38 protein-coding genes and 1 tRNA gene are annotated in these 24,505 nt (G+C 65.9%); 29 read left to right on the forward strand and 10 right to left on the reverse strand.

Features of this window, described 5'->3' with window-relative positions; all coding sequences use genetic code 11:
• Positions 1-4 precede the first annotated feature (4 nt).
• The 7 genes from SSKA14_RS04515 to SSKA14_RS04550 form a co-directional block, all read right to left on the reverse strand.
• On the reverse strand, positions 5-250 hold the full coding sequence (locus tag SSKA14_RS04515) for a hypothetical protein (protein ID WP_008264978.1): 246 nt from the start codon (positions 248-250) through the stop codon (positions 5-7).
• Positions 231-455: a hypothetical protein gene (locus SSKA14_RS04520; protein WP_040007009.1), complete on the reverse strand. Its 225-nt coding sequence runs from the start codon at positions 453-455 to the stop codon at positions 231-233. Before SSKA14_RS04520 ends, SSKA14_RS04515 begins: the two co-directional genes overlap by 20 nt.
• A 15-nt stretch (positions 456-470) precedes the next feature.
• A complete protein-coding gene (locus SSKA14_RS04525; protein WP_008267954.1) occupies positions 471-716 on the reverse strand; it encodes a hypothetical protein in 246 nt (81 codons plus the stop codon).
• Between the two features lie 190 nt (positions 717-906).
• On the reverse strand, positions 907-1,203 hold the full coding sequence (locus tag SSKA14_RS04535) for a hypothetical protein (RefSeq protein WP_232281361.1): 297 nt from the start codon (positions 1,201-1,203) through the stop codon (positions 907-909).
• Entirely contained in the window at positions 1,200-1,424 is a 225-nt protein-coding gene (locus SSKA14_RS04540) for a hypothetical protein (RefSeq protein WP_008268131.1), read from the reverse strand. Before SSKA14_RS04540 ends, SSKA14_RS04535 begins: the two co-directional genes overlap by 4 nt.
• Complete coding sequence (locus SSKA14_RS04545; RefSeq protein ID WP_040007012.1) at positions 1,421-1,705, reverse strand: helix-turn-helix domain-containing protein; 285 nt, start codon at positions 1,703-1,705, stop codon at positions 1,421-1,423. The genes SSKA14_RS04540 and SSKA14_RS04545 overlap by 4 nt, the downstream gene beginning before the upstream one ends.
• On the reverse strand, positions 1,702-2,220 hold the full coding sequence (locus SSKA14_RS04550) for a hypothetical protein (RefSeq protein ID WP_083797301.1): 519 nt from the start codon (positions 2,218-2,220) through the stop codon (positions 1,702-1,704). The genes SSKA14_RS04545 and SSKA14_RS04550 overlap by 4 nt, the downstream gene beginning before the upstream one ends.
• Before the next feature lie 260 nt (positions 2,221-2,480).
• Between SSKA14_RS04550 and SSKA14_RS23750 the strand changes: the two genes are divergently transcribed.
• Positions 2,481-2,846 carry a hypothetical protein gene (locus SSKA14_RS23750; protein WP_157635909.1) on the forward strand — a complete coding sequence of 122 codons (366 nt, stop codon included), beginning with the start codon at positions 2,481-2,483 and terminating at the stop codon, positions 2,844-2,846.
• An 18-nt stretch (positions 2,847-2,864) separates the two neighbouring features.
• Here the strand turns inward: SSKA14_RS23750 and SSKA14_RS04560 are convergent, their stop codons facing one another.
• Positions 2,865-3,566, reverse strand: coding sequence for a S24 family peptidase (locus tag SSKA14_RS04560; protein ID WP_040007017.1), 702 nt, complete (start codon positions 3,564-3,566; stop codon positions 2,865-2,867).
• 78 nt (positions 3,567-3,644) lie between these two features.
• Here SSKA14_RS04560 and SSKA14_RS04565 point away from each other — a divergent pair, with 78 nt between their 5' ends.
• On the forward strand, positions 3,645-3,908 hold the full coding sequence (locus tag SSKA14_RS04565) for a hypothetical protein (RefSeq protein ID WP_050413334.1): 264 nt from the start codon (positions 3,645-3,647) through the stop codon (positions 3,906-3,908).
• A 95-nt stretch (positions 3,909-4,003) separates the two neighbouring features.
• On the opposite strand, the gene SSKA14_RS04570 is transcribed toward SSKA14_RS04565, so the two are convergent.
• Positions 4,004-4,306, reverse strand: a complete 303-nt coding sequence (locus SSKA14_RS04570; RefSeq protein ID WP_157635910.1) for a hypothetical protein — start codon at positions 4,304-4,306, stop codon at positions 4,004-4,006.
• A 126-nt stretch (positions 4,307-4,432) separates the two neighbouring features.
• Between SSKA14_RS04570 and SSKA14_RS04575 the strand changes: the two genes are divergently transcribed.
• The 12 genes from SSKA14_RS04575 (at position 4,433) to SSKA14_RS04630 (ending at position 12,611) form a co-directional block, all read left to right on the forward strand.
• Positions 4,433-5,035, forward strand: coding sequence for a hypothetical protein (locus SSKA14_RS04575; protein ID WP_050413335.1), 603 nt, complete (start codon positions 4,433-4,435; stop codon positions 5,033-5,035).
• Positions 5,032-5,370, forward strand: coding sequence for a hypothetical protein (locus SSKA14_RS04580; RefSeq protein WP_040007019.1), 339 nt, complete (start codon positions 5,032-5,034; stop codon positions 5,368-5,370). The genes SSKA14_RS04575 and SSKA14_RS04580 overlap by 4 nt, the downstream gene beginning before the upstream one ends.
• Complete coding sequence (locus SSKA14_RS04585; protein WP_040007020.1) at positions 5,367-5,720, forward strand: hypothetical protein; 354 nt, start codon at positions 5,367-5,369, stop codon at positions 5,718-5,720. The genes SSKA14_RS04580 and SSKA14_RS04585 overlap by 4 nt, the downstream gene beginning before the upstream one ends.
• On the forward strand, positions 5,717-6,697 hold the full coding sequence (locus SSKA14_RS04590; RefSeq protein WP_008266407.1) for a YdaU family protein: 981 nt from the start codon (positions 5,717-5,719) through the stop codon (positions 6,695-6,697). Before SSKA14_RS04585 ends, SSKA14_RS04590 begins: the two co-directional genes overlap by 4 nt.
• Before the next feature lie 16 nt (positions 6,698-6,713).
• Complete coding sequence (locus SSKA14_RS04595) at positions 6,714-7,274, forward strand: hypothetical protein (RefSeq protein ID WP_232281362.1); 561 nt, start codon at positions 6,714-6,716, stop codon at positions 7,272-7,274.
• Positions 7,261-7,791: a hypothetical protein gene (locus SSKA14_RS04600; RefSeq protein WP_040007022.1), complete on the forward strand. Its 531-nt coding sequence runs from the start codon at positions 7,261-7,263 to the stop codon at positions 7,789-7,791. The genes SSKA14_RS04595 and SSKA14_RS04600 overlap by 14 nt, the downstream gene beginning before the upstream one ends.
• Positions 7,791-8,303 (forward strand): hypothetical protein, encoded by a 513-nt coding sequence (locus SSKA14_RS24045; protein ID WP_232281363.1) that lies wholly within the window; start codon positions 7,791-7,793, stop codon positions 8,301-8,303. The genes SSKA14_RS04600 and SSKA14_RS24045 overlap by 1 nt, the downstream gene beginning before the upstream one ends.
• A gap of 5 nt (positions 8,304-8,308) precedes the next feature.
• Positions 8,309-9,091, forward strand: coding sequence for a phage antirepressor KilAC domain-containing protein (locus SSKA14_RS04610; RefSeq protein ID WP_040007023.1), 783 nt, complete (start codon positions 8,309-8,311; stop codon positions 9,089-9,091).
• On the forward strand, positions 9,091-9,519 hold the full coding sequence (locus SSKA14_RS04615; RefSeq protein WP_008266921.1) for an HD domain-containing protein: 429 nt from the start codon (positions 9,091-9,093) through the stop codon (positions 9,517-9,519). Before SSKA14_RS04610 ends, SSKA14_RS04615 begins: the two co-directional genes overlap by 1 nt.
• A gap of 56 nt (positions 9,520-9,575) precedes the next feature.
• Positions 9,576-9,950 carry a hypothetical protein gene (locus SSKA14_RS04620; RefSeq protein ID WP_008265745.1) on the forward strand — a complete coding sequence of 125 codons (375 nt, stop codon included), beginning with the start codon at positions 9,576-9,578 and terminating at the stop codon, positions 9,948-9,950.
• The gene (locus SSKA14_RS04625) at positions 9,950-11,698 is read left to right on the forward strand and encodes a DEAD/DEAH box helicase (RefSeq protein ID WP_008265056.1); all 1,749 of its coding nucleotides are present in this window, start codon (positions 9,950-9,952) and stop codon (positions 11,696-11,698) included. The genes SSKA14_RS04620 and SSKA14_RS04625 overlap by 1 nt, the downstream gene beginning before the upstream one ends.
• A 148-nt stretch (positions 11,699-11,846) precedes the next feature.
• Complete coding sequence (locus SSKA14_RS04630) at positions 11,847-12,611, forward strand: Lar family restriction alleviation protein (RefSeq protein ID WP_050413336.1); 765 nt, start codon at positions 11,847-11,849, stop codon at positions 12,609-12,611.
• Positions 12,612-12,665: 54 nt separating this feature from the next.
• Here the strand turns inward: SSKA14_RS04630 and SSKA14_RS04635 are convergent, their stop codons facing one another.
• Complete coding sequence (locus tag SSKA14_RS04635) at positions 12,666-13,007, reverse strand: hypothetical protein (RefSeq protein ID WP_040007025.1); 342 nt, start codon at positions 13,005-13,007, stop codon at positions 12,666-12,668.
• 219 nt (positions 13,008-13,226) lie between these two features.
• On the opposite strand from SSKA14_RS04635, the gene SSKA14_RS04640 reads away from it, so the two are divergent.
• The 15 genes from SSKA14_RS04640 to SSKA14_RS04710 all read left to right on the forward strand — a co-directional run bounded on the left by SSKA14_RS04640 (position 13,227) and on the right by SSKA14_RS04710 (position 24,474).
• Positions 13,227-13,301, forward strand: a tRNA-Gly gene (locus SSKA14_RS04640).
• Positions 13,302-13,579: 278 nt separating this feature from the next.
• Complete coding sequence (locus tag SSKA14_RS04645; protein ID WP_008264497.1) at positions 13,580-14,092, forward strand: glycoside hydrolase family 104 protein; 513 nt, start codon at positions 13,580-13,582, stop codon at positions 14,090-14,092.
• An 8-nt stretch (positions 14,093-14,100) separates the two neighbouring features.
• A complete protein-coding gene (locus SSKA14_RS04650; protein WP_232281364.1) occupies positions 14,101-14,544 on the forward strand; it encodes a hypothetical protein in 444 nt (147 codons plus the stop codon).
• Positions 14,541-15,023 (forward strand): hypothetical protein, encoded by a 483-nt coding sequence (locus SSKA14_RS04655; RefSeq protein WP_008268292.1) that lies wholly within the window; start codon positions 14,541-14,543, stop codon positions 15,021-15,023. Before SSKA14_RS04650 ends, SSKA14_RS04655 begins: the two co-directional genes overlap by 4 nt.
• A 1-nt stretch (position 15,024) precedes the next feature.
• A complete protein-coding gene (locus SSKA14_RS04660) occupies positions 15,025-15,312 on the forward strand; it encodes a hypothetical protein (protein ID WP_040007027.1) in 288 nt (95 codons plus the stop codon).
• A gap of 193 nt (positions 15,313-15,505) precedes the next feature.
• Entirely contained in the window at positions 15,506-16,009 is a 504-nt protein-coding gene (locus SSKA14_RS04665) for a DUF1441 family protein (RefSeq protein WP_008265668.1), read from the forward strand.
• 49 nt (positions 16,010-16,058) lie between these two features.
• Positions 16,059-18,071: a terminase gpA endonuclease subunit gene (locus SSKA14_RS04670; protein ID WP_232281365.1), complete on the forward strand. Its 2,013-nt coding sequence runs from the start codon at positions 16,059-16,061 to the stop codon at positions 18,069-18,071.
• Position 18,072: 1 nt separating this feature from the next.
• A complete protein-coding gene (locus SSKA14_RS04675) occupies positions 18,073-18,288 on the forward strand; it encodes a hypothetical protein (protein WP_008268422.1) in 216 nt (71 codons plus the stop codon).
• Positions 18,281-19,762: a phage portal protein gene (locus tag SSKA14_RS04680; protein ID WP_008264973.1), complete on the forward strand. Its 1,482-nt coding sequence runs from the start codon at positions 18,281-18,283 to the stop codon at positions 19,760-19,762. The genes SSKA14_RS04675 and SSKA14_RS04680 overlap by 8 nt, the downstream gene beginning before the upstream one ends.
• Positions 19,752-21,113, forward strand: coding sequence for a S49 family peptidase (locus SSKA14_RS04685; protein ID WP_050413337.1), 1,362 nt, complete (start codon positions 19,752-19,754; stop codon positions 21,111-21,113). The genes SSKA14_RS04680 and SSKA14_RS04685 overlap by 11 nt, the downstream gene beginning before the upstream one ends.
• A 2-nt stretch (positions 21,114-21,115) precedes the next feature.
• Positions 21,116-21,805 (forward strand): head decoration protein, encoded by a 690-nt coding sequence (locus SSKA14_RS04690; protein ID WP_008266372.1) that lies wholly within the window; start codon positions 21,116-21,118, stop codon positions 21,803-21,805.
• 86 nt (positions 21,806-21,891) lie between these two features.
• A complete protein-coding gene (locus tag SSKA14_RS04695; RefSeq protein WP_008267083.1) occupies positions 21,892-22,893 on the forward strand; it encodes a major capsid protein in 1,002 nt (333 codons plus the stop codon).
• Positions 22,894-22,938: 45 nt separating this feature from the next.
• Positions 22,939-23,697 (forward strand): hypothetical protein, encoded by a 759-nt coding sequence (locus tag SSKA14_RS04700; protein WP_008268121.1) that lies wholly within the window; start codon positions 22,939-22,941, stop codon positions 23,695-23,697.
• Positions 23,694-24,026: a hypothetical protein gene (locus tag SSKA14_RS04705; RefSeq protein ID WP_040007029.1), complete on the forward strand. Its 333-nt coding sequence runs from the start codon at positions 23,694-23,696 to the stop codon at positions 24,024-24,026. Before SSKA14_RS04700 ends, SSKA14_RS04705 begins: the two co-directional genes overlap by 4 nt.
• Entirely contained in the window at positions 24,019-24,474 is a 456-nt protein-coding gene (locus SSKA14_RS04710; protein WP_040007030.1) for a hypothetical protein, read from the forward strand. The genes SSKA14_RS04705 and SSKA14_RS04710 overlap by 8 nt, the downstream gene beginning before the upstream one ends.
• Positions 24,475-24,505: the final 31 nt, after the last annotated feature.

Here is a 24,505-nt window from a genome sequence, read left to right on the forward strand (position 1 = left end):
GATCTCAGGCTGTGGTGGTGGCTGGCTTCTCGGCCATAGCTGCCAAGCGCTCAAGACGTTCGGCTTCGGTGATGTAGTAGTCGTGGCGGTCTTGACGGACCTTCGCGGAGAAGAACGGATCGGTCAGGGCGTGCTCGGCGGCGGCGCGGTTGGCCTTGGCCAGGCGGGCGGAGTCGTGGTCGAAGATGTCGAGCTGGTTTCGGAGGTCCATTGAGGGCTGGCCGTCGATGTCATGCGATTGCTCGGCCATGCACGACCCAGAACAGGTCCTTCAGCTCTTGCGGCAGTTCGGTCATGGCGCGGGCCGCGAGATAGGCGCGCTCCACAACCAGCTCAGCGGAAGGCACGTCGCTCGGTGCGGTGGGCAGCACGTTGAGACCCCTGGACCTGCATTCCTCCACGAGTTCCGAATCGTCGAAGTCCTCGAGGTCAACGTCGATCGTGATGGTTGCCATACAAAACCTCCTCTGTCAGTGGATGCGAACGCGCGGCCAAAGAGCCGGCATCTGCCGTTGCCATGCGGCATAGCCGATTCGGATGCCTTTCTTCAGCGAGCGCTGCAGGGTCCGGCCGAACTGCACGCGCAGGGCAAACCAGCGGCACGGGTGGGCAGCAACTGCTGCCTCGTAGCGCTGCAGCCTTTCTTCGGGCGTCGGTGCGGCCGTGCTGACGATCACCGCGTCCAGGCCGCCGCCTATTGGGTGCAGGCCATCCATCAGCGCACCAACCTGTGCAGGTTCGGCGCGACGCGCTGGCGCTGCTCTTCCGCCTCGCGTTGGCGCTGTGCGCTAGCCTGATGCGTGCAGTACACGCGGTAGGGATGGCGCCGGGGACGCTTCGCGCGCTCCAAGGCCGCGCGCTGTTCAGGCGTCAGGTCGGGTGCCGGGAGCTTGATTGCAGGCGCCCTCATGCGGAACCGCCTTGGGTACTGGTGTCCTCGATGGAAGTAATGAACGTCTGCAGCTTCTTCTGGCTCGCGGGCGGCAGTGCGAAGTAGGTGCGGCCGGCGATGACGTGATGCTGGCCGGCGGTCTCCATGAAAACCGGGACGGACTCGGAGGACACATAAGCGACCATGGCCGTTGTGCCTTTCGCCCGGCGCCAGCCCGACACGCTCCAGCCGGCCGGATCCTTCATCACACGCAGGCGCATGCCGCAGCCAGCTACCTCGATGACGGGGACGCCCGGGGCGGCGGCGGTCACGCAGCACCGCCTTGTGCCCGCAGCATGCGGCGGAGGTTGCAGCGCACATCGGCGATGGCTCGGCCGGCGCTAGCGCGGCGCTCCAGAACGGCACGAGCTGCGACGTCGGCGGCTGCGGCGACCAGGTTCGGGGCAAAGCCCATACCAGTTGCGGCAGTGGCAGCCGCCGTGGCGGCGACGGCCGCGCGCTGGGAGAGCGGATAGCTGATCGAGGTGATCACGCTGCACCGCCTTTGCTGATGGTGTAGCCGACGCCGCGGGTAGCGTTGATGCGGTAGCCGTGCTGGATCAGCTTCTGGCGCAGGCGGCAGATGGTTACCTGCACTGTGTTCGATTTCCGACCGCTGGCGCCGTACAGGCTCACTTCCAGTGCTGCGCGACTGACCGGGATGTCTCCGGCGTCGATGATCTGCTGCAGCACCTTCGATTCGGTGGGGCTCAGGGGCAGGCGCTGTGTGCCGATCATCGCGGCGCGCGGTTCAGTGCGGAGACCGGCGATCACGGCGCCACCTCCACGAAAGCCAGTTCGTGCATGACGCACTGCGCCCGGGCCAGCACAGGGGATGTGCCCGGCCTTTTGCCGTCTGCGGTCGACAGGGGGACAACCGCATTGGCCCGGACGCATGCTGCTGGGGAGACCTGGTAGGAGCCGCTCAGCACGGCATCGGCAGCGTCGAGGGCAAGTTGCCAGCGCGCCGGTTCAAAGTTCTGCGTCAGGGCTGCAGTGACGCCGGCCGCGCAGTCGGGAACCCGATCTGCGTCGTGGAAGGCGTTGAGCGCGGCGTTTGCGATGGTGGCGCGCAGGCCCCAATCGTCATCGCTGGCCAGCTCATACACCGCAAGTGCGGCGCAGATGCGCGGGCTGGTGATCACCAGGTCACGAGGGGTGCCGGCGCCGGGCTCAGAGGCGGGAGGGTCCGAGGGAGCAGCCCAGCCAACCAAGGCCAGGAGGGCAAAGCAGGCGATCACAGCAAGCCCGATGCGGGCCGTACGCTTGGAACTGTTGGTCAGGGGCATGGCGGCATCCGTCGTTGGGAACGGATGCAGATTACCAAAAGGTAAAGTTAAAGCAATACCAATTGGTAATTATTTTTTGTGCCCAGCAGGAGCTGGCCGGGCTGAGGCTTCCAACCCCTACATTGTTAAGATGAGACCGGCACAGAGGACATGTGCGGGCGAACGAGGGTTGGGCAATGGCTTTGGTGGGTTGTTACGAGTGCGGTAGGGAAATCAGTACTGCAGCCTCAGCATGCGTCGGCTGTGGGGCGCCAGTCGCGTTGTCAAAGGGAATCAAGGCAGAAGGTGGTGGACCGCAGGCTGAACTGTTGCATCCGCAGCCGTCAAGACGCCCGCAATTCAGAGCATTTCTTTGGGTATCCCTCGCCTTGCTATCGGCTTTTGTCAGCTTGCTCTTGTGGCAAATGGCCTCCAAGGCGGGTGTGCCGCAGACGCAAGCTGAAGCTAAGGCAGAGCAGTCGGAGGTAGCCGAGAGGAATTTGCTCGACGCTGTAGAGCATTGCGACAAGCGCTACGCTCAAATGAACTCCGATCGGCAGTACACGACGGCAGACCTGCGGGTGTACGCACAGCTGTGCAAGAACCTACGCGACGACTACAAGGCAAAGTGGGGCCGCGAGCCATGATGCGGCCCCAGCACTCGCTCAGTTGAAACGGTCGATTCGATTGCGCAGGTACACCTTGCCACCGATCATCGCGCCGCTTGGCAATGGGAACGCCGGGTAGAGCATCGAATTCGCGCTGACAATGTAGACCGCGTCCCCCCTGTCCTGGAGCCCCTTTACCTGTTGGCCACTGCCAGTGTTGATGAGGTAGATGCCATCGCCGTCGAACGTCTGTACACCAGAGTCGACCAGAAGTGATTCGCCCGGCTGAATGATCGGAATCATCGAGTCACCGCGACCTGTGACAAGCACCAGGCGTCCGGGCGGCGGAACAAATCCCACGATTGACCGGATGTAGCTCGATGTGAAGTCCATCGACCTGATCACTTCCGGGAAATCATCGTTGATCCGTCCATCCCCCATTGCCGCCTCTCCGTCCAGTTGTTGGACGTGAACATATCCGTACGTAGTCGCAGTCTCTGCGACACGTGAGACGGCGGGCCGGCCTGACTCGCTGGTGAGAGGGAAGGTCAAGAATCCCGGCGGCATCCCCGCCACTTCCTCCAGTGATGCCGCCCGCTTCTCACCGAAGGACTTGCGCTTCAGTAGCCCGGACAACTCGCCCTGGTTAACCCCGGTTGCAGCGGCGAACGATGCTTGGCTCCCGCCGTGATGCTCGGCGATCCACTGCTGCAGGCGATGGCGGCGGGCGGCGACGGTTGGGGTGTCATCAGTACTCATGTCGTCAGTTTCCGTTACCTACTGGTAATTGACCAAACGGTGTTGCAATGCCTTTACCTTCGGGTAAAGTCATCGCCCATGGACACACTCCGTACCTACCTCGGCACCTTGGCACCAGACGATCAGGCGGCGTTCGCCGTCAAGGCTGGAACGACGATTGGCTATCTGCGGAAAGCCCTGAGCAAGCGGACTCGATTCGATGGCGCACTGGCTCGCCGTCTCGACGAGCAGAGCGGGGGGCAGGTTTCCCGGAGCGAGCTGCGGCCCGACATTTTCGATCCGCCTGGTGCTGCCTTCGTCGACCCCGACGCTGGCCGGATCGTGCCCGTGGAGGGCGCCTGAGATGAGAGCGCCGACTCGCCCTGGAACCATGGCAGGGCTGCGCAGCAGGTTGGAACTGCTGCGCAGCCAGCAACTCACGCTTGAAGCCGCTTCAACTACATGTCCTCTGGCTCGAGCGCGTCTTTTGGCAGCGTCCAGCCATGCATTTCTTCGGTCAAGGCGAATCGCAGGTCTTCCAGAGACATTGCCCGAACAACGGATGGCAGCCAGTGGTGCTTCTCCACCAGGTAGTAGTGGATTGCATCCAAGCCAGTCAGGTCGTTCTTCCAGCCTTTCCGCTTCTTCAGCGTGTCGCCGAAGACTTCGAGCGTGTAGTCCGCATAGCCCTTCCAGTAGTGATTCTGATGCCGGATCTCGTTCATCTGGCTCCTGCCAGCCGTAACGCCCTTCTTTGCCATGTCGCCCTCCTTGCGGGCTGTGTTGTTCGCACATCCAGCGTAGCGCAAGGAGGGCGGCTCCAAGCCTTTGATTCCCGGTCGTCCTGTCCATGGCGACCAATTTGCATCGCCTCCCGAGGTGCGTAAATGAAGCCTGATCCTCAGTACCACGAGCCCCGCTCTGCGGTGGTGTTCCGGCATACGACCGACGCCATCCGCAATAGCGGGCACACCGACAGCAGCCTGGCCCAGGCGATCGCCGAGCAGTACATGGCGGACGTAGCACCTGGCGAGCGCATCCTGCAGTTCCACACCGGCGACGACGCCGACAGCGCCGAGCGCGCGCTGAAGGCCAACGCACAGATCGTGGGCCGAATTCGCAACGGCACAGTGAAGATGCCGGTGGACCTTGAGGAATCGTGGGTCCGCGCGCTTCCGCCGCACTGGCGCGACGCCTGTTCGCGTGAGCTGGCTCAGCGCTACGGCTTCCTCGGCGCCCGTATCCCCATGATGGAACCGCATGCCGGCGTACTGGCTGTGGCCCGCCTGTCGGTGGAGTTCGGGCACACCCTGGAAGCGATCACCAACGTCTTGGCCGACGGCCGCATCTGCCCGAAGGACATTCCCGAGCTGCGCCGCGCGCTGGACGAGATCGGCCAGCTGGAGGCCGAGCTTGTAACGGCTAAGCGGTACGTATCTGGTCACCTGCAGGATCTGGCACCCCGCGCGGTGCAGGGCGGGCAGCGATGACCGCCGGCGTGATGGTGAGCTGGGCAATTGCCGTAGTGGGTGAGTTCGATGGAGCTGGCCGCCGTATCCCGGACGCGGTGGTGCCCTTGCTGCCGATGGTCGAGGTAGTGCTGTGGGCGAAGGAGCAGCCTTGGCCACTGCGCGTCGAAGCACTCCAGGAACGCTTCAACCTGTCCCGCGCGACCGCCTATCGCTGGCACGGTGCTCTGCTCGATCTGCACGATCCTGCCGCAGCTCGACGCAGGGTGCCGGCGGCGCAGGTACTGCGCGGATCCATGTGCCGCGCGCTGCAGGACGCAGCACTGCCCACTGATGCTCCCGGTGGTGGCGCATGAGCCCCATCGCCAGCCTCGGGACCGTATGCGGTCCCCAGCGAACAATAGGCTTCACCGAGAGCGCCGCGCGCGCGGTCGATCATCGACGCAAGGCCGCGCTCCATGGGCAGTGCCAGACGAAGATCATCATGGACTTCGTGCTCTGGGCGAGTACGTCGTGCCCGTTCTTCCCCACGGTGGTGCAGGTGCAGGAGCGCTTCAGTGTCAGCCGCGCCACAGCGTTCCGCTGGCGCCGCACCCTGGCCGATGCGTTGTGCTTGCCCCAGATGCCGCGCAATCCATGCCCAGGATTTGAACCCGAGCCGCTGCCGATGGCTCCGCTTCTGCGTGGGGCGGGGGGCAGGGCGTGATCTATTTCGAGATGTACCCCGGCGACTACCTCAAGGACACCACGAGGCTGTCCCTGACCGACCACGGCGTGTATTTCAAGCTGATGCTCGCCTACTACTCGGAAGAGCAGGCACTGCCGGAGAGCCTGGCCGAGCTTTACGTCATCGCGGGCGCCATCACCAGCGGCGACAAAGCCGCGGTCAAGAAGGTCGCTGAGCGCTACTTCCCGGTGGCTGACGATGGCCTTCGCCACAGCAAGCGCTGTGACGAGCAGATCGCCACGGCCCAGGCGCGCATCGCGGACGGGCAGGGGCGTCGAGAAGACAGGAAGGCCGCCGAAGCGGAGCGGCAGGCGCGCACCCGTGCGCGTCGCACGATGCTGTTCGAAGATCTGCGCAACGTGGGTGTCGTGCCGAGCGGCATGGCCACCATGGCGGAACTGAAGGCGTTGCACGTCACGCACGTGACCGGCGACGAAGGCGTGACATTGGACAAGCTGTCACGCGTGACAGGGGGCGTGAACACAGGTGTGAACACGGGTAACCAGACCCCAGGCCCCACTTCTTCTACTCCAGATACATCACAGCACGCTCAAGGATCTCTGAGCGGTGTGACCGATGCGGGGCGTGCGTGCCTGCTGATGCGGAAGGCAGGCTGCCATTCGACCAACCCCAGCCACCCCGAACTGCTGGCGGCGCTGGAAGAGGGCGTGACGCCGGAGGCTCTGGGGCATACGGCCGCTGAAGGATTGGCGCGATCGCCTCCGGTTTCGAATCCGTTCTCTTGGGCGATCAGGACCGCCCGCAACCGACACGCCGCCGGCGCAGCGCCGACGAACACCACCAACACCGGAGGCCCCAATGCAAACCCTCAACTCGGTTCTGCCGAACACGTCGCTGAGCAGCGGCGACTCCACGAGCAGCGCGCGGCAGCTGGCAGCTTTGGCGGACAAGGCTGCGATGTCATCGACGGAGAGTTCCAATTCGTCCAGCACTGACCCGGACCAGCGCGCCGTGAGCGCCCTGTGGACCGTGTGGGAACGTATGGCCGGCATGTTCCCCGGGAAGTGGGTGCGCGAGAACGGCGCAGCGCCGGTGAACAACGCTGGCAGCCTGACCACCGCCGGTGAGCTGTGGTTCCAGGTGATGTCCGGCATCACCCCGCGACAGGTGGCCGAGGGCTTGGCCAACTGCCTTCGCAGCGCGCTGCAGTGGCCACCGAACCCCGGCCAGTTCCGAGCCATGTGCCTGGGCGTTCCGGCGCTGGCCGAAGTCGACGGCCAGATGCGGCCCGGCCAGGCCCACAGCGGGTTCACGGTGCTGGTGCGGTCCAAGCTGGACCTGCACGCCTACCGCACTGCGGAGAGCGGCGCGCTGCAGCAGCGCATGCTGGCCAACGCCTACGAGCGGGCGGTGAAGCACGTCATGGACGGAGGCGCTGTTCCCGCGCCGGTGGCCGCGTTGCCCCCGCCGAAGCCGGAAGTGCTGGTGGTAGGCGATCGCGCTGCCGCGCGCAGCGCCATGGCGCTCGCCGCTGCAGAGCTGGGTTTCGGAGGCGCACATGGAGCAGGCTGACATCCGAGCCTACCAGCGTCAGCTGATCCTGTTCTGCCTGGGCGTCCACGGTGGCAGCACCGCGGCCGAGGCGCTGGAGCTGATGGGCAATGCCGCGCTCGAGGGCGGCGCACCGCGCGAGGCCATGCTGTTGACGACTGCCGCCGCTGCTGGCCTGCTGCGCGAACTGGACCGGGATGGGCTGGTGAGCCGCTGCGAGAACCGCGTCAGTGCACGCCACGGCAGGCCGGAAGCCACATGGGCGGTCACCGACGCCGGCCGCGTGGACAGCATGCCCCTGCCGCCGTCCGGGCAGCAGCAGCTGGCCATGCCGCAGCTGGCACCGGCGCCGACCTTCCGCACGCGGGGCGGCCTTTCCATGGAACAGCTGATGGGCCTGCTCAACGTCGAGTTCGACTGCATGCTCGAGCAGATGGACCGCGAGCACCAGGCCGCGCAGCAGCGCGCCCGGCACGAGTTCGAAGCATTCCGCCAGCGCGCATTGCGCGTGTGGGGCGCTGCGGAGGCATCCGCCTGATGCCACCGAAGAAGACGTCCAGCCGCTCGCTGCGCTATGCCTCCACGCAGGACATGCCGGAGGGCATGCGCCGTCTGGTCCAGGCAAGCACGGCCGCCCCTGCGCCGGCGCCAACCGCGGCGCGCGCCTACAGGCCGCCGGCGCCGGCGCAGTCCACCGGCAGCGGCAACGCCGCCGGCAAGGTCGCGCGTGGCCGGCCCCGGCATGTGCCCGGCGAGATGAACAAGACCGAAGAGGCTTACGCCGCGCACTTGGCGCTGCAGCTGGCCGCCGGCGAGATCGCGTGGTTCCGATTCGAGTCCGTGAAGCTGAAGTTGGCCGAGAAGACGCACCTGACCATCGACTTCTTCGTGATGACGGCCGCCGGCGAACTGGAGGCCCACGAGGTGAAGGGCTTCTGGGAGGAAGACGCCCGCGTGAAGGTGAAGGTGGCCGCTGAGATGTACCCGTTCCGATTCCTGGCAGTCCAGCGCGCCCCCGGCGGCGGCTGGAAAACGGAGGTGTTCTCTTGAACGCGATGATGATTGGCGGCGCCAGCGTGCGCCGCGACGACGTGGGCAGGTTTTGCCTGAACGATCTGCACCAGGCCGCCGGCGGCGCCAAACGTCACCAGCCCGGCGACTGGCAGCGCCTGAAGCAGACCGAGGAACTGGTGGCCGAGCTGGCCAATTCCGGGGATTCCCGGATTTACCCTGTGCACTCGGTGGCAGGCCGCTACGGCGGCAGCTACGTGGTGCGCGAGCTGGTCTATGCCTATGCCATGTGGATCAGCGCCAGCTTCAGCCTGCAGGTGATCCGCGCCTATGACGCGCTGGCGGCCGGCACGCGAGCACCCGACCCGATGCAGGCCCTGACCGACCCGGCGACGCTACGCGCGCTGTTGCTGACTTATAGCGAGAAGGCCGAGATCCTTGAAGCTCGCGTGCAGTACCAGGAACCGCAGGTCCGCGCGCTGCTGCGGCTGACCCAGGCTGACGGCGCCTTCAACATCAGCACCGCCGCAAAGATGCTGCAGGTCCAGCCGCGCCAGCTGTTCGCCTGGCTGTCCGAGCATGGCTGGATCTACCGCCGCGCCGGCAGCAAGAACTGGCTGGCCTACCAGAACCGCCTGCAGCAGGGTGTGCTGACGCACAAGGCCTGCATGCAGCGGCGGGAAGGTGAGCCGGACCGTGTGCACGAGCAGGTGCTGGTGACCGCGAAGGGCCTGTCGCGCCTGGCCGAAAGTATTGATCGGGACCAGATGACCTGGGCGCAGGCTGATGCCGCGACGGCGCTGCAGCTGGCTAAGGAGGTGGCCTGATGGAAAGCGCATTGGTGAATGAGGCCCGCTGGCTGGCGGAAGAGGCACATGCCACCCAAACCGACAAGGCTGGCCGGCCGTACATCGAGCATGTGGCTCGGGTCGCTGCGGCAGTAGCCGGTGATGACGCCGCCGAAATGGTGGCATGGCTCCACGATGTGCTGGAGGATCAGCCAGCCTTTGGAACACGCGTAATGCTGTTCCCGCAGGACGTGGTGGAGGCCGTGTTTGATCTGACGCGCGGCGTGAACAAGAGCGAGGCGTTCTACTACTGGAGCATTCGGCAGAATCCCCTGTCGCTCAAGGTGAAGCTGGCGGATATTGCCGACAACAGCGACGAATCGCGACTGACTCTGTTGGACGCGGAGACGGCGACTCGCTTACGAGCGAAGTACGCCAAGGCGCGCGCAGCGCTGGGGGTGAAGTGATGGGGCGCTCAATCTCCACCCGGCGGGAGGTGGCACCGTTGAAGCCGGGAACTGCTATGGAAGAGCAGCTGCAGCTGAAGGGCATTGGCCGGCTGCTTGCCGGGTTCGGGTATCGCTACGGGTCGGAGGTCCAGCTGCACGAGGTTCTGGCCACCGTCCTGGACAAGGCTGGTCATGCGCACGTGCGCGAGTACCGGCTGGACGCCAGCAACCGCGCTGACTTCTGGCTGGATGGCCTGGTAATCGAGGTGAAGGTGGCCGGCTCGCTCGCCGATGCGCTGCGGCAGGTCGGGCGCTACATCAACCTGCCGCAGGTGCGCGGGGTGCTGCTGGTCACCACCGAGCGCTGGGGCGAACGCCCGCTCGTGGCCCGCCCGGCCTGGCAGGGCAAGCCCTTCAACATCATTCGCCTGAAGAGGCAGGCACTGTGATGCAGACGACCTATGGAACCCTCCTGTACAGCTCCGCCGGCAGCACCTGGCGGGTGATCTGCGAGCCGCAGGTGCGCGCGCGCATGAAGCGCGTGTTTCCCCGCGTGCGGCAGCACGCCGCAGAGCACATCGACCTGTCGGCCACGCCGGAGAACAGCCGGGAGCTGCAGTGGTTCACGCAGCGCTACCCACTGTCGATGGATGCAGACACCGAGCGCGCGCTGCAGCAGCTGGCCGCCGAGCATGTGGATATGGAACGAAGCCTGGGCGAACTGCTGGCCGGCCGCGTGCAGATTCCGGAGTTCAGCCTGGCCAAACCGCCGCGGGAGTACCAGCGCGTCGCGGGCGCACAGCTGTCTATCCGTGGCGGCCTGCTGCTGGCCGACGATCTTGGCCTGGGTAAGACGGTCACCGGCATCTGCCCCATGGCCGCGCCGGGCAACCTGCCGGCGGTGGTGGTGTACCCGGCGGCGCTGCCGAACCACTGGCCGGAGAAGCTGGCCGAGTTCGCGCCGCAGCTGCGCGTGCACCACATCAGGAAAGGTGCGCCGTACCCGCTAGTACGGCAGCCAAAGCAGCGGATCAAGGATCTGTGGGACACGCTGCCGGACGTCATCCTGGTCAGCTACCACAAGCTCCGGGGCTGGGCTGAGACGCTGGGGGAGATAGCGCAGTACGTGGTGTTCGAGGAATGCCAGCAGCTGCGTAGTCCGGACAGCAGCATCCACAGCGCCTGCCGCCACCTGGCCAGCCGTGCGCGGCTGCGCATGGGCCTGACAGCCACCCCTATCTACAACTATGGGTGCGAGTTCTTCCACGTGGTCGACCCACTGCTGCCGGGCTGCCTGGGCACCTATGACGAGTTCCTGCGGGAATGGTGCATCTCCGCGCCCGGGGAGAAGGCAAAGCTGCAGGACGCCGAGCAGTTCGGCCAGTACCTGCGGCGGCAGGGGATCATGCTGCGGCGCACGCGCAAGGAAGTAGGGCGCGAGCTGCCGGCACTGTCGAAGATCCCGCACGAGGTGGAGGCCGACACCAAGGCGCTGGACGCCATCACCGGCGACGCCGCAGCGCTGGCGCGGATCATCCTGCGAGCCAACGAGCAGTACCGCGGCGAGAAGATGCAGGCTGCCGGCGAGTTCGACCGGCTGCTGCGTCAGGCGACCGGCGTGGCTAAGGCTCCCTACGTGGCCGAGTTCGTCAGGCTGCTGCTGGAGAGCGGCCAGAAGGTGCTGCTGTTCGGGTGGCACCGGGAGGTCTACAGCATCTGGCAGGAGAAGCTGGCTGCGTACAACCCGGTCATGTACACCGGCAGCGAGTCGCCGAACCAAAAGCAGGCGGCAAAGGAGGCATTCATTGCAGGGGACAGCCAGGTGATGCTGATCAGCCTCCGCTCTGGTGCTGGCATCGACGGGCTGCAGCACGTTTGCAGCACCGTTGTGTTCGGCGAGCTGGACTGGTCGCCCGGCGTCCACGAGCAGTGCATCGGCCGTGTGCACCGCGATGGCCAGGCAGAGCCGGTCATGGCGTACTTCCTGCTTTCCGACAGCGGCAGCGACCCGATCGTGTCGGACGTGCTCGGGGTGAAGCGCGAGCAGATTGAGGGCGTTCGCAGCCCGGGGGAGCACCTGGTGGAGCGTCTGGACGTAGGCGAGAACCAGCTGCGCGCGCTGGCCCAGCAGTTCCTTCAACAACAGGGCGCAGCCCTGGAACCAACCAACGTTACAACCATGGAGACCTCCCGATGATTCACAAGTTCCTCAGCCTGGACGAGGCAACACACCACCTCTACCTCGAAGGAAAGGAGGGGCCCATCAGGTGCCAGGTCGATGACAGCCTGTGGGAGGTCTGGCAGGACGGTCGGTCCCGCTGGGTCAGCAACTGCGAGGTGGCCTGATGTCTGCAGTAGCCGAGCCTGCGGTGTCCCTGATGCCGTGTGGCAACTGCGGCAGCGGCGACGTGCGCATGCGCGCGCGGGGGGGCGCTGGCAGCCGCCGCACCGCGCAGGTGGTGTGCGCACGCTGCAGCGCGCGGGGGGAGCTGCATGTCGGGGCAGACGCAGAAGATCGCGCCGTCAGGGCCTGGGCGCACCGACCGATCTACATGCCGGCGCCGGCGGCGGTCAGGGTGGTGCATGGCCGAGTGCCGGTTCCAGAGCCGACCCTGGAGCGAGATCCGCTCGAGCTGATCGCCCGCATGCTGGTCGGCGGGAGCTTTCGCGAGCCGTCGGATGGCAGGTCAACCATGACGCCGCTGACTGCCGCCGACATCGCCGGTGCCGTCGGCATGATGCGCGACTCCGTGGCCAAGCAGGCAGTTATGGCGGTGGCGCTGCGGGGGCAGGGTGTGTCTCTTTCGTCGCTTGGGCGTTCCCTGGCTAGGCGGGTGATGCGCCAGATCCAGTGGCAGCGACGCAACGGCGGAAAGCCCGCGCTGCGCATGGACGACCCGGCCGATCGCTGGCGAATGAGGCTGGTGCTGCAGGACGCGGTGAACGACCTGGTGTGGCCTGAAGGGAAGATCGCCGCGCAGGACGCTGCCAAGGCGGCCAAGATGCGGAAGGGGGATTACCTGCGCGTGTACGGGATTGCTGCCGCAACGCTGCGCCAGGCACTGGCGGATGGGAGGAAGGAGTTCAGCGGAAGGGTGTTCAATGTCTGAACTTCCCACGTGGGTACGCGTGAGGCTTACCGGCCTCTGTAAGCCTTCACGCTCTCAGAGAAGGATCCGAGAAGGCGTTTGCCCACTCTGCTCAGCAGATGCATCCACCCCATCCTCTTCCGCATGATCCACGCCTGACTCCGGATAGGCCTCTACAGAAATACTCAACACGTCTTGGACCGTAGAGACATTGCACAGGAACTCGATCAGCTGTTCGTAGAAGGCCTCGCTCTCTTCGACAGTTCTAAACCTGAACGTGTAACGATCTCCTGAATTCATCACGATGGTCACAGTCAGGCCATCCAGGGAGCGCTCTACTGAACTGACTGCCTGACCTACGACTGCGATGTGATTGGAGGCATCTGCCGTGACAACAACGGTAGTCGGGTTGGTCATCAACGCGTCCAGAGTATTAAGGAAGATTACCGCAGTCGCCGCGAACCTTACCGCATTCGCACGACTGCGGTAAGGAACATTACCGCAGTTGCATTGGGAACCAGGATTGTTGTCCAATCGATATCGTGGGCAAGGTTCCGATCTACCCGCACTCAACGGCCGCAGGCCTGGACTCGGGAGGTCCAGTCACCTGCGGCTCGTCGTTTCTGGAGTTCGTTCGCGGGCCTGGCCGACTGGTTTAGGCATCAGCCTTCCAACCTGATCACATGGGTTCGATTCCCATGACCCGCTCCATCCATAGCGGTGTCGGCTTCACTGGACCGAGCATTCGGTGAGGGACGCACCTCGGGAGCCGATACCGCTATGGGTGGAAGACGCGCGCTGCACGCATACGAAAGCTGGTCCGTATTCCTGGAAGCCTCCCTCTATTCATAGGGGTCAAGGCCTTAAATCGTCGACCCGCCGGCCAATAGAGCCTGCCCATCCACCAGTCAATGCCCGCTCACCCCGATCGGATCAACCCTCGCGCTTAGCCGGCAGCGGAGCGGGCACATTTATGTAGGAAACCCCTGATGGCCAAGATCACCGCTCAACAGGCAGGCGGCGCCAACGTCGTCGCCTTTCTGGACATGCTGGCCTGGTCCGAGGGCACCAGCACCAGCCCCGCGACGCAGAACCAAGGTTACGACGTGATCGTGACTGGCGCTGATCGCGCGCCTGAGATCTTCACCGACTACTCGGTGCACCCTTTCTCTCGTGGGCGTAAGTCCAAGGTCATCAACAGCAAGGGCCTCACCTCCAACGCATCTGGTCGCTACCAGTTCATGCTGAAGGACTATGCCCACTACCGCGCGCTGTTGAAGCTGCCGGACTTCGGGCCTCTGTCGCAGGATCTCTGGGCCATCCAGCTGATCCGCGAACGCCGTGCGCTTCCGTTGATCCAGACTGGGCGCATCACCGATGCCATTCAGGCCGTGCGGAACATCTGGGCGAGCCTACCGGGCGCGGGCTATGGCCAGCCGGAGCACACCGTGGAGAAGGTGCTGGCGGCGTATCGCAAGGCTGGCGGGGCAGTGGCGCCGTGACCGAACCGATGAGCACCTTGAAAACCTTCGTCGGGACGTTCACTGCCGCGGTGGTGGCGCCGGCGACGGCCGATGCATTGCGCGAGGCCGAGCGAATCATCCTGGGCGTGCCGCAGTCCGTGCTGCTGGTGGCAATGGCCGGCGCACTGATCGGCGTGTTGTTGTTGCCGGAGAAGGACGCAGAGCGAGTAGCCGCCGATTCCAACCGCAGGCGTGGCCACCGATTCCTGCAGACGGCTGCGCGCTGGGCTGCGCTGGCAGTGGCAGTGGTGGCCTACGCCATCGTGGCCGCATGGGTCATCGCAGTTGCCGCGTCCATCTGGCCGGCACTGGCCGGCGCCCCACAGCTGCCGCTGGCCGGTCTGTCCGGCGTCCTGATCCGCCGGCTGTTGCCCGGCTACGTGCGCATGGTGGAGAAAGCCACCGGCGCCATCGGAGGCGAGAAGCCATGAGCGTACTGATTCGATTCTTGGGCGCGCTGTGGGCGCTGATCGGAGGCGCAGCTACCGACGCGATGCGTTGGCTGAGCAAGCCAGGCAGCAAGATCAAGGTGGTGTGCGCAGTACTGGCCTTCGGCTGCGCAGTGTCTGGTCTGACCGCATACGAGAAGGAGCAGAAGATCCGCGACCTGAGCGCCCAGGTCATCAAGGTCCGGGCCGACTGGCAGGCCGACACCGTCCGATTGCAGGCCGACGTGGACAGTCGCGATCAGCGTCTGGCCGAGGTCGCCGCCGCGCTGCGGGCGGAAGCCGAGAAGCTGGAAGCACTCAAGGCCGAGAGCGCTGCGGCGCTGCAGGACCTGGCCGGAAAGATCGAGGCCTCCGAGAAGGAGGCTTCTACTTGGCGCGGGCGCTATGAACAGCGGCCCGACACCTGCAAGGCAGCACTGGAGTTGCTCGATTCCGCCTGCCCGGCACTGAAGGGGTACTGATATGCGCGTCATCGTGGTTGTCACAGCTGCGCTACTGGCCGCGTGCCAGGCCGCACCTACCAAGCCGAACGCGTCGCCGGCAGCCGTCATCAGGGTTCCGGTGGCCACCTACGTCCCGATCGATGCTCAGCTGCGTCAGCGCTGCAGGTGGGTGAAGGACGCAGCGCCATCTGCCGTATTCGAGGTGAGCAACGGCCGGAAGCGTTGCCTGCTCCAGTACGAGGCGCAGCTCGACGCCATTGACCAGGTGCAAGGGAAGCCGGCAGCGGACGGCAGGAGTGGCGGCTGATGGTGTTTCACGCGTTCGATTCACGGCGGGAGGGGGCCCCTGGGCTTATCCACAGCAACCGGGGGGAATTCGGACCCCGGTAAAAGACAGTATTTCGGCCTCTAGGGTGCTCCACCACAGGCCACACTTTTGGCGGTTTTTGCCGGGAGAAACCGCATTTTCATGCCTGAATAGGCTGTGCATCGGGTAGGACATGGCTGACATCCACGAATTCACCAAAGGCTGGTCCGTGGCCAGGCTGGCGGATGAGTTCGGGATGGACCGCCGAACGGCCAGCAAGCGCCTGAAGGAAGCCGGCGTCCCGCCGCTGACCAAGCGCGCCGGGCACGACGTCTATCGCCTGGCCGACGCAGCCCCAGCGCTGGTGAATCCGGGTGCCGCAGCGTTCGGCGCGGAGGGTGTGGTCGATCCGCGCGATCTGCCGCCGATGGAGCGCCGCGCCTACTACCAGTCGGAGAACGAGCGCCTGAAGGTCGAGTCGACCATCGGGCAGCTGGTGCCGGCCGCAGAGGTCGAGGCCGACTACGCCGAGCTGGTGAAGAAGGTCGTGCAGTTCTTCGACACGCTGCCTGATGTGCTCGAGCGCAAGGCAGGCCTCACGCCGGAGCAGGTGGTCAAGGTCCAGGACGAGTGCGATCGCGTCCGGCAATCCATGTACGAGGGCATCACCGATGACGACGTACGCGACAGCGCGTAGCGTGCGCCAAGGCGTTGCCGAGATGATCCGGCCGCCGCGCCGAATCAGGGTGAGCGAAGGTGCGCGGGTGCTGCAGGTGGCCAATGCCGCCGGCGCCGCCGGTTCCTGGGATCCGGACACCACGCCCTATATGGTCGAGCCGCTGGATACGACCGGCAGTCGCCATTACGAGGCCGTGGTGTTCGTAGGGCCGGCGCGGTCGGGCAAGACCATCTCGCTGATCGATGCGCGTCTGGCCTACCTGATCACCTGCAACCCGGCCGACGCCATGGTTGTGCAGATGTCCAAGGATGCGGCCGAGGACTACAGCAAGACCCGTATCGCGCGCAGCATCGCCGCCAGCCCGGAGCTACGCTCCCGGCTGAGCCCGCGTGCCCACGACGACAACATCCTGCTGAAGTTCTTCCGGTCGGGAATGTCGCTGCGCATGGGCTGGCCGTCGGTGTCGGTGCTGTCGGGCAAGGACATCCACGACGTCCTGATGACGGATGTGGACAACTACACCGGTGACCTGACGATCGACGAGTGCTTCGGCCTGGGCCTGAAGCGCACGCAGACCTACATGTCCGCCGGAATGGTGGTGGCCGAGTCGAGCCCGGCAACGGACTACGCCGACGGCGCTTGGAAGCCACTGCACCCGCACCAAGGCCCACCGGCCGCCGGCATCGCCGCGCTGTATGCGCGCGGTGACCGCCGCCGCTGGTACTGGCCATGCCCAGAGTGCGGAGAGCGGTTTCAGGCAGCGCCAGGCTATGACGGGTTCGCGCTGCCGCCGATGGAGGAGCTGCTCGAGCGCGTCGTGCTGGACGACGTGCAGAAGATGGCGCGGCACTATTCGCTGCTGCACTGCCCGCATTGTGGTGTCGGGCTGCAGCATCGGTGGAAGGACGGGATGAACCGCAGCGGCGTCTGGGCTGCGGAGGGCCAGGTCGTGCACGCCGATGGAACGGTCACCGGCTACCGGCCGGAGGCGCGCATCGCCAGCTACTGGCTCGGCGGTGTCGCCGCGTCCTACCAGTCCTGGGAATCGCTGATCGAGCGCTATCTACAGGCGCTGCGCACCTTCGCCACCACCGGTGAAGAGCGTCCGCTGAAGACCACGCACAACGTGGACGGGGCGATCAACTACGTGCCGATGGCGGCGCGGTCGGCCAGCGACCCGAACGAGATGCAGGAGCGCGCCGAGGTCTGGCCTGCTGGCGCGGTGCCCGCTGGCGTGCGCTTCCTTCTGGGGGAGGTCGACGTCCAGGCCAACCGCTTCGTCGTGCTGGTGCTGGGCTTCGGCATCGGCGAATCCGGGCAGTTGGAGCGCTGGGTGGTGGATTCCTTCACCCTGCGCACGTCCAAGCGCGAGGACGGCTCGGGCGGCTTCCTGCCGCTGGACCCTCCGAAGTACCTGGAAGACTGGGAACGCCTGGTCGAGAAGGTCATCAGCCGCCGCTACCCGCTGGACGATGGCACCGGCCGCAGCATGCCGGTCCACGCCGTGGGCATCGACTGGGGCGGCAAGTCGGGCACCTCGGTGCGCGCGCTGGAATTCTGGCGTTCGCTCAAGGCTCGGAAGCTGCATGCCAGGGTCAGGCTGATCAAGGGCGACGCGCGCCGCGAGGGCGGGTTATTCCGCGAGACCTTCCCAGACAGCAGCAAGCGCCGGGACCGCAAATCCGGGTCGAAGGGCGATGTGCCGCAGCTGCTGCTCAACGTGGACAGGCTGAAGGACACCGTCGACGCGAACGTGAAGCGGGCCGAGCCCGGCCCGGGCTACTACCACTTCCCCGACTGGCTGCCGGAGGCGTTCTACGCCGAGCTGACAGCGGAATCGAGGACGGCCAAGGGGTGGGAGAACCTGGCGAAACGACGCAATGAGGCGTTCGACCTGTGCGGCTATGCCGAGGGCATGGCGCTGTGGCTGAAGGTTCCGGCCATCAACTGGACCACGCCGCCGGCATGGGCCGCGCCGTGGGATGACAACCCAGACGTGAGGGCAGACAACGTCGCGCCGGCGCCAATGCCGCGCACGCGCACCCGCCGCGTCATCCGAAGCAAGTACCTGGGACGCTGAAATGGCATTCACCACCAAGCAAGTCGAACAACTGGAAGCCGCGATCGCGGCCGGCGTGCTGAGCGTCCGATATGCCGACCGCACCGTGACCTACCAGAGCCTGGTGGAGATGCGCCGCCTGCTGAAGCAGATGCGCGATGAGCTGGGCCAGGCCGCAGGTGCACCGCGGCGCCGCCGCATCGTGCGCCTCTACCAATCGGGGACCGGCAATGTCTGATACCGCCGAGAGCAGCTACCGCGCCGCCGGCAACGGCCGCCGCCTTCGCACCTTCCGCCCGACGTCGCTCGGACCCAACGCATCGCTGCTGGGCTTGCCGACATTGCTGGCGCGGGCACGGCACCTGGCCCGGAATGACCCGTGGATGGTCAGCGCGCTCAACAAGAGCGTGTCGAACGGCATCGCCACCGGCATCCAGGCGAAACCGGTCTGGGGCACGAAGGAGCACAAGAAGAAGGTCACCAAGCTCTGGACCCGCTGGGGCAAGTACGCTGACGCCGATGGCGTGCTGGTGTGGGAAGGCCTGCAGGCGCTGGCCTGGCGCGAGTGGAAGGAGGCCGGCGAGGTCTTCGCCCGCCTTCGGTACCGACGGCCCGAGGACGGCTTGCCGGTTCCGCTGCAGGTGCAGCTGATCGAATCGGAGCAGTGCCCGCAGCACTACAACGGCGTGGCCAGCAACGGCAATGTGATCCGGCAGGGCATCGAGGTCGATAGCATCGGCCGCCGCGTTGCCTACTGGATGTACCGGGAGCACCCCGGCGACCTACAGCTGACGGTCAACGGCAACGAGCTGGTGCGCGTGCCAGCGGAGCAGGTGCTGCACCTGTACCGGCCGAACCGTGCGGGCGCGATGCGCGGCGTGCCTGGCTCGGCGCCGGCCCTGCTGCGCATGTTCAACCTGGACCGCCTCGATGACGCGGTGCTGGAACGCCAGGCCCTGGCCAACCTGTTCGCAGGCTTCATCACGACCGACGCCGATGCGGATGGGGAAGAAGGCGATGCCGTCGGAGACCTGATCACCGGTGAGGATGCCGACGGAACGGCCATCGGCGGGCTCGAGCCGGGCACCCTGCAGGAGTTGCCACCGGGTCGAAAAATCGAGTTCGCCGACCCACCCAGCGCCGGATCGGACTATGCCGAGTTCCTGCGCGGGCACCTGCTGGCGATCTGCGCCAGCCAGGACGTGCCCTACGAGGTGCTCACTGGTGACCTGCGCAACGTCTCCGACCGCGCGCTGCGCCTGATCCTCAACGAGTTCCGCCGTGTCATTGAGCAGGACCAGTGGCTCTTCATGATTCCGATGTTCTGCCAGCGGGTCCGCGAAGCCTTCATGGACCAGGCTGTTCTGTCGGGTCTGCTGAAGGTGCCGCGCTACGCGGCCCTGCGCGATGACGTGACCGAAACCCTGTGGGTGCCCGAGGGCTGGCCCTGGAGTCACCCGGTGCAGGACGTGACCTCCGAACTCAAGGCGGTGCGGGCGGGCTTCAAGTCGCGCAGCAAGGTGGTGCTGAGCGCCGGCGAGGACCCCGAACAGGTCGACGCCGAGCAGGCGCTGGACAACGAGCGCGCAGATGCGGCCGGACTTCGCTACGACAGCGACCCGAGGCGAACGAACGCCTCCGGTGCCCGGCAGGACGACGATCCCGGCGCCACTGGCGCCAACGACGATGAAAGGAATGACGATGACGAGTAAGCCTGGCCTGTTGGCCCGAATGCTGGGTCGCGGTAGCCGTGCGCCTGTGGTGGCCTCGCTCGCTGCCGCGGTCCTCAATCAGCCCCTGCTGGTGCAGCCGGCCATCGGCGAAGCACTGGTGGGCGGCTATCTGGAAGGGAAGGTCACCAGCGACGACAGCGTGCTGAAGGCCGACCGCTTCGAAGTGTCCGGCTCCGACGGTCAGCCAGTAGGCGTTGCACAGAACCTGATCGGTGTGATCAACCTGTCCGGGGCAATGGTGAACCGGCCGATGCCCGGCGCCAGCGGGCCCGGGCCGGTGAGCTATGCCGCGGTGCGCGATACCTTCGATGAACTGCTCAACGACGACGCGGTGACGTCAATCATCCTGCGGCTGGATACGCCGGGTGGTATGGCGTCGGGCTGCTTCGACCTGGTCGATCACATCTTCGAGGCGCGCGGCCGAAAGCCGTTGTACGCGTTGGTTGATGACCATGCGTACTCGGCCGGCTTCGCGCTCGGCTCGGCGTGCGATGAGATCTGGATCAGCCGTACCGGCGGCGTCGGATCGGTCGGCGTGGTGCGCTTCCACCAGGACTGGAGCGGCAACAACGCCCAGATCGGCCTGAAGGTGACGCCACTGTTCGCCGGCGCCCGCAAGGTCGACTTCAACCCGAACTTCCCGCTCAGCGAGGAAGCGCACGCTGAGGCCATGGCCGATCTGGAGGACATGCGCACGATGTTCGTGGACACCGTAGCGCGGAATCTCGGCATGGAGGCTGAGGCCGTGCGCGCCACCGAGGCGGCCTGCTACCGCGGTCAGGCCGCCGTGGCAGTGGGCTTCGCTACCCGGCTCGGCACCTGGCACGACCTGATCGCGCACCTCGGTGCCGCCGAAGCAGCGCCGCCGCCCGCGTCGGCCAATCCCGACCCGGACGACGAGCCGGAGGCAGCGGCAGAACCTCCGGTGCCCGAGGCGGCCACTGCACCGGCTGCAGCAGTGGTGGAGAACCCGGCAGCAGCGTTGGCAGCAGCAATCACATCCAGTGAGCTGCCGCCGGCACTCGCGGTGGCCCTCCTGCGGCGCCCACTGCAAGAGGCCGAGCCAGCCGCCAGCGCCATCGAATACGCGACCGCCGTGCAGGACGCCTGTGCTGCGGCGCTGCGCGGCGATGACACCCTCGCAGCCAGCTTCATCGAGAAGAACACCGACCTCGACACGGTGCGTGCACAGCTGCTGTCGATGAAGGCGGAGGAAGGCCGCAGCACCCAGGTCGTCACCGCACACCCGGCTTCCATGGCCGATCAACGCGCCGCCGACAACAAGGCGAAGCTGAATCCCAATCACATCTACAAGCAACGAGGTAACTGACGATGGAAATCTCCCTGGCCGGCACCCGTACCGGCGAATTCCTGCTGTCCGAAGCGGGCGGCGAGCGCAGCCGCGAACTGATCCGTCTGCCGGCCGGGCAGGGCATGCTGTCCGCTGGCACCCTGCTCAAGGCAGACAACACCGTCGCTGCCAACGGCACCGACGCAGTGAAGGTGCTGTACGGCCCGATCGATACCGGCACCAGTTCCGCGGCGCTGGCCGTCAAGGGCGCCGCGATCGCGCGCGACGCCGAAGTGTTCGGTGAAAAGCTGGTGTGGGCCAGCGGTGTCACCGCTGACCAGAAGCTGCTGGCCGCGTTGAGCCTGGCCGAGTCCGGCATCATCACCCGCTGGACCCAGCAGCCGATCGCGTCGAACGCCGCCGATCACCTGGTGTTTCTGTCCGCACCGCTGACCGGCACCGCCGGCGTTGCGCTGGGCCCGATCGTGGCACATGTCAAGGACGTCTTCGGCGCGTTGGTCACTGGCAGCACCGTCAGCGCCACCCTGGCCAAGGCCACCGGTACCGGCAACCTGGCCGGCGGCGGTGCGAAGGCTGCCGTAGGTGGCGTCATCACCTGGGATGCCGCGACGCTGAGCGCCGCCGGTGACTACACCCTCAAGGTGACCGCCACCGACCTGGACGAAGCCATCAGCGACACCATCACCATCGCCGCTGCCTCCGGCGGCTGATCGCCCAGCACCCACCTTTCAACTATAGACCCTTGGCCCCGCTTCGGCGGGGCCTTTTCGTATCCCCTATCGAGAGAACAACCACCATGGATCTGCAGACCCTTCTGGCGCTGGGCGTGCTGAGCTTCGATGCCCTGAACGCCTACATCAACAACCTGCCGCGCATCTCCACCCGCCTCGCCGACATGGGCCTGTTCCAGGAGCAGGGCCTGGTCGGCACCACCATCGTCAAGGTGGGCATCAACGGCACCAAGCTGGTGCTTGTGCCGAACGTGCCGCGCGGTGCCCCCGGCCAGCCCAAGGGCCTGGAGCGTGGCAAGGTGAAGCTGCTGGAAACCACTCACCTGCCGCAGAACTCGACGGTCATGGCTGACCAGCTGCTGGGCGTCTATGACCCGGCCGACCCGGAAGGCAACAACGTTGCCGCCGTGGTCAACGCGCTGCAGGCGGTGCACAAGCGTGACCTGGACTTCACCATCGAGTATCACCGCATGGGCGCGCTGCAGGGAAAGATGCTTGATGCCGACGGCTCGGTGATCATCGACTTCTATGAAGAATTCGGTGTCGACCAGGCCGTCATCGGCATGGAGCTGAACAAGGACGCCACCAAGGTCCGCGCCAAGTGCATGGCCATCAAGCGCGCGATCGAGGAAAAGCTGGGCGGCATCCCGTACACCGGCATCCATGTGTTTTGCAGCGCCGGCTTCTTCGACGCCCTGACCGACCACCCGGACGTGCAGAAGGCCTACGAGCGCTGGCAGGACGGTGCTGCGCTGCGCGATGACGTCCGTAAGGGCTTCGTGTTCGGCGATATCACCTTCGAAGAGCTGCAGGGCAACACCGGCGGCGACCTGGCCTTGGCCGACGGCGAAGCCATCGCGTTCCCGCTGGGTGTGCCGGACATGTTCCTGACCCGCTTTGCGCCGGCGGACTACCTGGAAACGGTGCGCGGCATCGGCCTGCCGTACTACACCAAGACCGCCCCGATGCGCATGAACAAGGGCATCCAGCTGGAAAGCCAGTCCAACCCGCTGAACATCAACACCCGACCGGACGCGGTGATCCGCCTGAAGGCCGGCTCGAAGTAAGCAAGCAGTGCCTGGCCCGCTTCGGCGGGCCGGGCAGGAGGGTGTATGGCCCAGATCAGTATCGGGGTCGACCCCGACAACGCCTTCGGGCGACAGCTGACCGACCTGGAGCAGTCGCAGCTCCCCTATGCCGCATCGCAGGCCGCCAACAAGGTGGCCTACGAGATCCGCGAGCGATGGAAGCGCCAAGCGCCGAAGGTGTTCGACCGCCCGACGCCGCTCACGGTCAACGCGGCCATGTACCGCAAGGCCACCAAAGACCAGCCTTACGCCGAAATCTTCATCCGAGACGAGGCATTTAAGGGCACGCCGCCGGCCAAGTACCTGCTGGCCGAGGTCGATGGTGGTCAGCGCCGCCGGAAGGGCTTCGAGCGGCTGCTGCAGAGCCGAGGTCTGCTTTCGCCGACGCAGTTTGCGGTGATGGGGCGCGGTGCCCAGGCGAACCAGTTCGGCAACGTGCCGGCCGGCCAGGTGACCAAGATCCTGTCGCAGCTGGGCGCCCAGCGGGACCGGTACCAGAACCAGACCAACGTCAGCCAGAAACGACGGCGGGGCAAGCGCAACAACCGTGATGGCGAGTACTTCGTGATCACCAAGCGCCGCGGCGTGCTGCGCCCGGGCATCTATGAGCGGATCGGGCGCGGGTCAGGTGTCCGATCCATCTTCATCTTCACCAACACCGCCGCCTACACGCCGCGCTACGACATCTTCGGCATGGCCGAGGACACCTGGAAGCGGCTGATGCCGTTCTTCCTGAAGCGCGAGCTGGAGAAGGCGATGGAAACCGCGAGGCCGCTGCCTTGAACCAGAAAGCTTTCCTACAGGCGTTCGACGCCGTGGCCATGGGCGCATTCCGCGCCGCCGGCGTCGCAGACGGTGCCTACTACCTGCCACCAGGTGCGAGCGCGGAGGTGCCGTGCACGGTGCTACTGGATGAGGGCGTCGAGCAGTTCACGTCCGATGACGTGGCGCCAGTGGCCACCACCATCGACAAGGTGACCTTGCAGCTGGCCGAGGTGGAGCCGCGGGCTGGTGGTGTGGTGCGCATCGAAGGCACCGGCCGCCGCCTGAAGCTGGTGCAAAAGATCCGCGGCGACGAGTCGACGGCGGTGTGGGAGGTGGCCAATGTCTGACCGGCCCCCCAGCCCACGGAAGCAGCTGCTGCTGGCGATGGGCAAGACACTCCAGCTGATCAGCACCGCGAACGACTACCTGACCGACGCTGGCGCAGGGTGGACGCTGGAGCCGAAACCCGGTGACCAGGACACCCAGGCCGTGCTGACGGCCGTGATCGAGAAGCAGCAGCGGGCGGAGAGCCCGTCGAAGGTCAACACGCACCGCCTGACCACGGTCAGCGTCATCGCCAAGGTTCCCTCTGACACCGAGCAATACCAGCAGGTGCTGGACGACCTGGTGACCGACATTGAGGCGGCTCTGGACACCCGCATGGTTGCCCGCAACTTCCCCGACGGCATCCAGGTGCCGGTGTACGTCGGCATGGAGCCGCTGATGCCGGAGAGGGCCGGCGCGGGCTGGGTCGGCGTGCTGATGACCTACCAGACCCACATCCCCAAGAAATAACCCGCCGCTCAGCGGCAACCCAACTGGAGAG

It is taken from the genome of Stenotrophomonas sp. SKA14 (assembly GCF_000158575.1).
Classification (GTDB): domain Bacteria; phylum Pseudomonadota; class Gammaproteobacteria; order Xanthomonadales; family Xanthomonadaceae; genus Stenotrophomonas; species Stenotrophomonas forensis.

What these genes read in the sequence shown, in the direction of transcription:
- SSKA14_RS04560 (WP_040007017.1), bottom strand. Translation starts at nt 3,566, where the DNA reads ATGAGTACTGATGACACCCCAACCGTCGCCGCCCGCCGCCATCGCCTG.
- SSKA14_RS04690 (WP_008266372.1), top strand. Translation starts at nt 21,116, where the DNA reads ATGGAAATCTCCCTGGCCGGCACCCGTACCGGCGAATTCCTGCTGTCC.
- SSKA14_RS04575 (WP_050413335.1), top strand. Translation starts at nt 4,433, where the DNA reads ATGAAGCCTGATCCTCAGTACCACGAGCCCCGCTCTGCGGTGGTGTTC.
- SSKA14_RS04625 (WP_008265056.1), top strand. Translation starts at nt 9,950, where the DNA reads ATGCAGACGACCTATGGAACCCTCCTGTACAGCTCCGCCGGCAGCACC.
- SSKA14_RS04525 (WP_008267954.1), bottom strand. Translation starts at nt 716, where the DNA reads ATGGATGGCCTGCACCCAATAGGCGGCGGCCTGGACGCGGTGATCGTC.
- SSKA14_RS04710 (WP_040007030.1), top strand. Translation starts at nt 24,019, where the DNA reads ATGTCTGACCGGCCCCCCAGCCCACGGAAGCAGCTGCTGCTGGCGATG.
- SSKA14_RS04675 (WP_008268422.1), top strand. Translation starts at nt 18,073, where the DNA reads ATGGCATTCACCACCAAGCAAGTCGAACAACTGGAAGCCGCGATCGCG.
- SSKA14_RS04655 (WP_008268292.1), top strand. Translation starts at nt 14,541, where the DNA reads ATGAGCGTACTGATTCGATTCTTGGGCGCGCTGTGGGCGCTGATCGGA.
- SSKA14_RS04520 (WP_040007009.1), bottom strand. Translation starts at nt 455, where the DNA reads ATGGCAACCATCACGATCGACGTTGACCTCGAGGACTTCGACGATTCG.
- SSKA14_RS04645 (WP_008264497.1), top strand. Translation starts at nt 13,580, where the DNA reads ATGGCCAAGATCACCGCTCAACAGGCAGGCGGCGCCAACGTCGTCGCC.
- SSKA14_RS04660 (WP_040007027.1), top strand. Translation starts at nt 15,025, where the DNA reads ATGCGCGTCATCGTGGTTGTCACAGCTGCGCTACTGGCCGCGTGCCAG.
- SSKA14_RS04600 (WP_040007022.1), top strand. Translation starts at nt 7,261, where the DNA reads ATGGAGCAGGCTGACATCCGAGCCTACCAGCGTCAGCTGATCCTGTTC.
- SSKA14_RS04680 (WP_008264973.1), top strand. Translation starts at nt 18,281, where the DNA reads ATGTCTGATACCGCCGAGAGCAGCTACCGCGCCGCCGGCAACGGCCGC.
- SSKA14_RS04665 (WP_008265668.1), top strand. Translation starts at nt 15,506, where the DNA reads ATGGCTGACATCCACGAATTCACCAAAGGCTGGTCCGTGGCCAGGCTG.
- SSKA14_RS04580 (WP_040007019.1), top strand. Translation starts at nt 5,032, where the DNA reads ATGACCGCCGGCGTGATGGTGAGCTGGGCAATTGCCGTAGTGGGTGAG.
- SSKA14_RS04570 (WP_157635910.1), bottom strand. Translation starts at nt 4,306, where the DNA reads ATGGCAAAGAAGGGCGTTACGGCTGGCAGGAGCCAGATGAACGAGATC.
- SSKA14_RS04615 (WP_008266921.1), top strand. Translation starts at nt 9,091, where the DNA reads ATGGAAAGCGCATTGGTGAATGAGGCCCGCTGGCTGGCGGAAGAGGCA.
- SSKA14_RS04550 (WP_083797301.1), bottom strand. Translation starts at nt 2,220, where the DNA reads ATGCCCCTGACCAACAGTTCCAAGCGTACGGCCCGCATCGGGCTTGCT.
- SSKA14_RS04565 (WP_050413334.1), top strand. Translation starts at nt 3,645, where the DNA reads ATGGACACACTCCGTACCTACCTCGGCACCTTGGCACCAGACGATCAG.
- SSKA14_RS04610 (WP_040007023.1), top strand. Translation starts at nt 8,309, where the DNA reads ATGATGATTGGCGGCGCCAGCGTGCGCCGCGACGACGTGGGCAGGTTT.
- SSKA14_RS04650 (WP_232281364.1), top strand. Translation starts at nt 14,101, where the DNA reads ATGAGCACCTTGAAAACCTTCGTCGGGACGTTCACTGCCGCGGTGGTG.
- SSKA14_RS04635 (WP_040007025.1), bottom strand. Translation starts at nt 13,007, where the DNA reads ATGACCAACCCGACTACCGTTGTTGTCACGGCAGATGCCTCCAATCAC.
- SSKA14_RS04700 (WP_008268121.1), top strand. Translation starts at nt 22,939, where the DNA reads ATGGCCCAGATCAGTATCGGGGTCGACCCCGACAACGCCTTCGGGCGA.
- SSKA14_RS04695 (WP_008267083.1), top strand. Translation starts at nt 21,892, where the DNA reads ATGGATCTGCAGACCCTTCTGGCGCTGGGCGTGCTGAGCTTCGATGCC.
- SSKA14_RS04685 (WP_050413337.1), top strand. Translation starts at nt 19,752, where the DNA reads ATGACGAGTAAGCCTGGCCTGTTGGCCCGAATGCTGGGTCGCGGTAGC.
- SSKA14_RS04585 (WP_040007020.1), top strand. Translation starts at nt 5,367, where the DNA reads ATGAGCCCCATCGCCAGCCTCGGGACCGTATGCGGTCCCCAGCGAACA.
- SSKA14_RS04630 (WP_050413336.1), top strand. Translation starts at nt 11,847, where the DNA reads ATGTCTGCAGTAGCCGAGCCTGCGGTGTCCCTGATGCCGTGTGGCAAC.
- SSKA14_RS04620 (WP_008265745.1), top strand. Translation starts at nt 9,576, where the DNA reads ATGGAAGAGCAGCTGCAGCTGAAGGGCATTGGCCGGCTGCTTGCCGGG.
- SSKA14_RS24045 (WP_232281363.1), top strand. Translation starts at nt 7,791, where the DNA reads ATGCCACCGAAGAAGACGTCCAGCCGCTCGCTGCGCTATGCCTCCACG.
- SSKA14_RS04515 (WP_008264978.1), bottom strand. Translation starts at nt 250, where the DNA reads ATGGCCGAGCAATCGCATGACATCGACGGCCAGCCCTCAATGGACCTC.